At 68.0% G+C, this 5,785-nt stretch carries 6 protein-coding genes; 2 read left to right on the top strand and 4 right to left on the bottom strand.

All coding sequences use genetic code 11. From position 1 onward, the window contains the following. A partial coding sequence (locus tag KBX39_RS20960) for a hypothetical protein (protein WP_210872084.1) occupies positions 1-1,024 on the bottom strand: 1,024 nt, incomplete at its 3' end. Further along, on the bottom strand, positions 1,025-2,545 hold the full coding sequence (locus KBX39_RS20955) for an McrB family protein (protein WP_210872082.1): 1,521 nt from the start codon (positions 2,543-2,545) through the stop codon (positions 1,025-1,027). It abuts the gene before it with no gap. A 1,068-nt stretch (positions 2,546-3,613) separates the two neighbouring features. Here KBX39_RS20955 and KBX39_RS20950 point away from each other — a divergent pair. After that, complete coding sequence (locus KBX39_RS20950; RefSeq protein ID WP_167435559.1) at positions 3,614-3,814, top strand: hypothetical protein; 201 nt, start codon at positions 3,614-3,616, stop codon at positions 3,812-3,814. A 33-nt stretch (positions 3,815-3,847) separates the two neighbouring features. Beyond that, positions 3,848-4,048 (top strand): hypothetical protein, encoded by a 201-nt coding sequence (locus KBX39_RS33445; protein ID WP_208635240.1) that lies wholly within the window; start codon positions 3,848-3,850, stop codon positions 4,046-4,048. A 70-nt stretch (positions 4,049-4,118) separates the two neighbouring features. Here the strand turns inward: KBX39_RS33445 and KBX39_RS20940 are convergent, their stop codons facing one another. Continuing rightward, complete coding sequence (locus KBX39_RS20940) at positions 4,119-4,808, bottom strand: GntR family transcriptional regulator (RefSeq protein WP_051611019.1); 690 nt, start codon at positions 4,806-4,808, stop codon at positions 4,119-4,121. 102 nt (positions 4,809-4,910) lie between these two features. Further along, positions 4,911-5,785 (bottom strand): Gfo/Idh/MocA family protein (locus tag KBX39_RS20935; protein WP_210872081.1); only part of this gene is annotated, 875 nt, incomplete at its 5' end.

The following is a 5,785-nucleotide window of genomic DNA, read 5'->3' as shown; positions in this document are numbered from 1 at the left end:
CGTAGGTACTCAGCTGGTAGAGCTCGTCGGCCTTCGGTTTGGCCTGCCAGTGCCGGTACTTGGCGTCGTACACCGCCACGGGCTTGTGCTGTTCGTCGAGGATGACGAAGTCCGCGTACGCGGTCATGGGCTGTGGGTCGTCGGTGAGCGCCACGGGGTGTTGAGCTGAAATTCGGTGTCCGGCTGGTAGTTGGTTCGCGAGCCAGTGGCCGACGTAGGTCTCCCAGACCTTCGTCATGTTGAACAGGACCGTGACGCCGGAGGCACCGGCGGCGGTCGGAAGCACGGTTTGGCCGGCGAGGACGAGCAATGCCAGCGCGTAGGCTTTTTGGTATCGCGACGGTATGAAGGTCGGGCGGCGCTGCATCAGTCGTTGAGGGTCTGCGACTTGCGAGATCGACGCGAGGCATGGGCTGAGTGCTCGCAGCCGGGCCGACAGCGCCTGATCGGGGTAGTGCTGCTGTAGGAGCACTCGGTGCGCGGCGGCGATGGTCTGGTTGAGCTGAATGTCCTGGGTCAGGCGCTTGGCCTTGGTTACCAGGCGATCGGGGCGCCCGAGATACTTGGCGAGGTGGGTAGTCACATCGGGGCTGCCAGGGTAGGGCGATCGGGTGAAAGTTCGAGCTTGGTACTCCTTGGCTAAGCCAAATCCGACCAGGCGCTCTGTCTCCCGAGCGAAAGCGGTGGCGATGAGATCGACCAGGCCACGGCCGGCGCTGCCAGCGGCTGCGGTGTCGCGTAGCAGCACGGGCGGGCGTGTGGCAAGCTGCAGCAGCTCACGGAGATCCGCGAATGGAAAGCGGCTGGCGATGTCGACCGTGCGCAGGGAACCGAGCGTGAATCGTCCAACGTACGGCCCTGGTTGCACGTCATAGAGCCCGGGCTCCCCAGACGGCAGGATCTGCTGGATGATCCGGGGCTCGTCCCGTCGGGCCGCCGAGCCGCGGGTCAGCCGTCCCAGTTCGCCGGCTTCCCGCTCGGTGAGCGCGACCCGGCTGACCTTGTATTCGCGCAGGTGCAGCATTCAGCTTCGCTCGGCGATGAGGGCGCGGATATCGACGTCCAACCGGTCCAGATCTTCTGGCCGCTCGAACCAGTGCTCTGCCAGGTACGGGTACAGCTGGTAGGACCAGATGGTCTCGGCTGTTGCGGCGTCGATCTGCTCGACCATCCAGTACGAGTGGCCAGGGCTGACCGGTGACTGGCGACCAACTCGGTCGCGGATCATCCGGAACATGCCGAGCAGCAGGTCGGCGTCCACGTCGGAGCGTACGCTGGACCACCTGGTGAGAACGTCATCGCTGGGGTGCAGGTGGAAGGCGTTGAACCTGCGGCGCAGGGCGAAGTCAACGAGTGCGAGGCTGCGGTCTGCCGTGTTCATGGTCCCGAGGATGATGACGTTGGGCGGCACCGAGAACTGCCGTTGCGAGTACGGCAGCACTGCTGGTTTGACAGCCCGGTACTCGAGCAGGAAGAGCAGCTCGCCGAAGACGGCAGCAAGGTCAGCTCGGTTCATCTCGTCGATGACGAGCACGAACACGTCATCGGGTGGGCCCTTGCGTGCCCGCTCGCACAGCTTCAAGAACACCCCATCGCGCGGGGTGTAGCGCAGGGCGCCGCCGTCGGCCAAGTCGGGCCGCAGGCCTTCGACGAAGTCTTCGTAAGAGTATGCCGGGTGGAACTGCACGAGTTCGACATGGTCGGGCGAGGTCGCGAGGTGATGGGCAAGCTTCAAAGCGACCCACGTCTTCCCGGTCCCAGGGGGCCCGAAGAACACCGCTTGACGCATCGGTCCGTGTAGCGCCGCAACCCATTTGTCGATCTGCTCCACGGGCAGGAAGCACTGGTCTGCCACCTGTTCAACGGTGAGTCGTCCGCTCGGAAGAACATCGACAGTTGTCGCTGTCTCGGCAACGGGCCCTGCGACGCTTGGTGCGGTGGCGGCCCGCATGATGTTTGTGAGCACCGCGTCCGCTTCTTGTGGCGCGACACCATACTGTTCACGCCACATCCGCAGGGCCTGACAGAATCGCTCGTAGCCGACCTGACCGTCCGCTCGGAACGTCTTGCCGGATACGTGAGCGAGGCCCTTCATCGTGGCATTGATACAGACCCCGAACTGCTCCGGATCGCGTAGATACAGCAGCATGCTCGGCAACGACGAGCCTGCACCGGGCAGCACCGAACGGTCGGTGAACATGCGGCCGAGCAACGCCAATGCCTCGTCGGCCGGAGAGGACCACAGCTCCGCGACTACGCGGTTGAACCGGTCGATGTCTTCGGTCAGCTTGTTCATCACGGCCCCGGCGAAGCCGGGCGAAAACCGGTCCAGGCGCACCTGGCCGGTCTTCTCATGCCGGTTGAACAGCCGCCCCAGCTGCAATGCCTCGTCGACGCTCATGGAGCCAGCGCGTTTGTCGAGTAGGTCGCGGGCATCCGCCTCGGCCTCGACGCGTGCCGCCACGAACCGCTCGCCGAAGATCTCCCGAACCTCGGCTAGCGATTGGGGTGTCGTGCCAAGTGCTGACTGGGTATCGTTCCCCATCGCTCTCCCTGCGATCCAGTGGGCCCACTACGAATTGGCGGCGTCAGCGAGAAGCCTACGCCCGCTGCCCGAACGCGCAGACCTCGCCGACGGGGGCTCTGGGACTGGCTTGATGAAAGCCGCCTCGCATCGGCCTGACATCGGGCATCAACTGATGGATCCGCGGGTTGCCGACTCACTGGCCCTGCTCGGGGCAGCTGAAGCGTGTCTCCATCAGGTCGAAACTGTCAGCAGCAAATTCTGTCGCGGCCGCAAGTGCCTCGCGCTTCGTTGTCCGTCCCCTCGGAGCCTGGCGGCATTCTCGCTCACCTCCGCCGGCCGCAGCAGGTCCTCGACCGGGTCGCAGTCGAGCGCGCTGGGCCACGTGCGTGGGTTCACGTGTGCCGACCCGACGTCGATACACGTAGGCCAACCGCAGGTCGGCGCCGCCGATGGGGTGTGGCCGACGTCAATCCCGTGTCGGGGCGAATAGTAGATCGGCAGGGCGGTGTCGAGCCCATTGACTCCACTGCCACCACCGGGCAGTCGCGCCAGAGCTCATCGAGCTGGCCAAGGCGCGGGGCGGGATCGGTCGAGTCACCGGGCACCGCGTGGCGCAGCAGCGCCGCCGTGGTCCGCAGCTCACGCAGGGCGTCCCGGCTGGATGCCCGTGCCTGAGCCAACGCCGCGCGCCGCGTCTGGACGCTGGTCGAAGGCGGCCACAGGCACTCCCGTCTGCACGTTCACCGCCGCTATCGGGTGCGCGACCGCATCTTGGAACTCCCGCGCCAGCCGCAACCGCTCCTGCTGCACTCGCGGGTGCGCCTCCCGTTCCCGGTCTGCGGCGGCCCGCGCCTCTCGTACGGCGAACTCGGCCAGCAGCTCCCGGCACCCCCCCGCACCGCCTCGCTCGCAGCGACGCGACTGCCGGCCACAGCATGTCCGCGACCGGAGCTTTGGATCGGCCGCCGACCGGCGCGCGCTTTGCCGACGCCGGGCTCCGGCCTGGTGCGATCGGCCCGCTGGTGACACTCTGCTGAGATGGGAGACCAGCCAGGAGGCCCGCTCACCGACTCCGAAGTGGCAACCATGTTCCGCTTGCTGGCGCGGTTTGCTGAGCACGATCTGGACCAATGGGACAACTGGCGATTGAACACGTCCCACGGGCCGGTGTACGTCAATGTCAGCCGAGCGCTGGGACCGGGCTGGCAGGACGAGATGTTCACCCCTGTCTGGCCGCTGCTCCCACGCTTCACGGAGGCCGACCGGGGCGACGCCTCTGGCGGGTAGGGCCTCCGGCGCGACGACATCGGCTCCAAGCTCGTGAAGATCCTCGATGCCCAGGGCCACGAAGCGGTGGCGGCGTCGCCGAAGACCGGCGTGAACACGCTGACCGGCGAAGGAGTGGCGGAGGCGCTGACCGGTGCCGCGGTGGCCGAACGCTCGCTGGTTCCCGCCGACGGCGCCCGCATCGCCGGTACGCGCCTGGACGAGTGGCGAACGCGGGCGAGCCACGGTCAGTGAATCGGCGCGAGGGCCGATACGCGATGCCGCTGTCGTCCGACGGATCGAGGCGCGTTGCGGCCGCCGAGTACTACGTGAGACGCACGCCTTTGGACGTCAGGTATTCGATGAGCCCTTCGGCCGAGCTGACCAGATGGTCGGTCATCATGTGCTCGACCCGTTCCCCGTCGCCTGCCCGCATCGCCGCGAGAATTCCCTCGTGGTCGGCGTTCGAACGCTTCCTCCACTGCGGCACTTCGAGCAGGTAGTCGCGCGGCACGTTCAGCGACACCACCCTGATCGCGGCCATCAGTTTGCGGGATCCGGAAAGCTTGTTGATGTGCCGGTGGAACTGCCAGTTGAGGTCGGCGAGGTTGGTGCGTTCGGAGTTCTCGTGGTAGCTCTCCATGCGCCGGTGCAGGTCTTCGAGGACCGCGTAGTCCGCCTCGGTGGCGAACTCGATCGCCCGCCGCGCGGCGAGCCCGTTGAGCATGCCCTCGATGAGGAACGAGTCGCGCAGGTCGGCCTTGTTCAGCGGCGCGACGACTGTGTGGCGGCCGCCGTCGAGTTCGAGCAGGCCGTCGTAGACCAGCTCGCGCAGGGCGTCACGCACGGGCATGCGGCTCGTGCCGAAGTGCTCGCAGAGTTCCTGTTGCGACAGTCGTGTGCCGGGCAGCAGCCGGCCGAAGAAGATGTCCTGCCGGAGGGCGGCCGCGATCTGGGTGCCCAACGGATCTCGCTGGATCACCGCTCGGGCGCTGGCGCTGCTGTCGATGCCCACCTGTCCGCCTCTCTCACGTGGTGAACGTGTGCACGGTATCCGGTGCCGGGGAGGATTCACGAATTTGCCATGCCCAATGGGGCGAGTATGGCCCGACACGGCCTATCCGGCTCGACCGGATTCGGCGATGTCGGTGAGCATGCGGTGCCGGCGGACCGCGTGCTCGAAGTCCGGTACGGCGCCGTCGCCGGCCGCCAGCAGGGCGTACGCCTCAGCGACCGGACCGGCCGGCGCGGCCAGGCCGGATGAGCGGTCGTAGCGGGCCGGGACGGGCAGGTCGGTGAGCTCGCGGTCGTCGTCCCGCCCGCCGCGGATGCGGACGGGGCCGTGTTGCAGGTGCCCGGGGCAGGTCACGAGCAGTTCGCCCGAGGTCCCGGTGATCTCCCAGCGGAGTCCGTCGCCGCGTGCCGGTCCGCCCCGGTAGTGGACGGTCGCCACGGCGTCGTCGTCGACGAGCCCGACCGCCACGACCTGGTCGTCGGTGCGTTTCTCCGCGATCTCGCCGGTGCGGGCGTGGCGTACCCGGGGTAGCCGGTTGGCGGTCAGCGCGCGTACCGGCCGCAGCTCACCGAGGACGGCGCACAGGGCGTCGACGGCGTGTCCGAACGGCACGGACAGCAGCGTCGCTCCGTACGCGGGGTCGAGGGTGTAGGCGGCGTACGAGCCGTAGGTCGGTCCCCACAGCCCGCCGGCGCCGGTCATCGTGGTCGACAGCACCCGGCCGACGTAGCCGTCGGCGATCAGGTCGCGCAGGTACCGGATCGGCGCCGCCGACCGGGCCTGGAGACCGACGGCGGTGCGCGTCCCGCGCGCGGCGGCGGCGAGTTCCTCGGCTTCGGCGAGGCCGGTGCCCAGCGGCCATTCGCAGAGCACGGGTTTGCCGGCCGCGAGCGCCGGCAGCAGGCAGGCCCGGTGCCGGTCGGCCCGCACGGCGACGACGATCAGGTCGACACCTTCGTCGGCCGCCAGGTCCTCGA

This window comes from Micromonospora sp. D75 (genome assembly GCF_018070405.1).
Classification (GTDB): domain Bacteria; phylum Actinomycetota; class Actinomycetes; order Mycobacteriales; family Micromonosporaceae; genus Micromonospora; species Micromonospora chalcea.
This window is presented reverse-complemented; position numbering and strand designations above follow the sequence as displayed.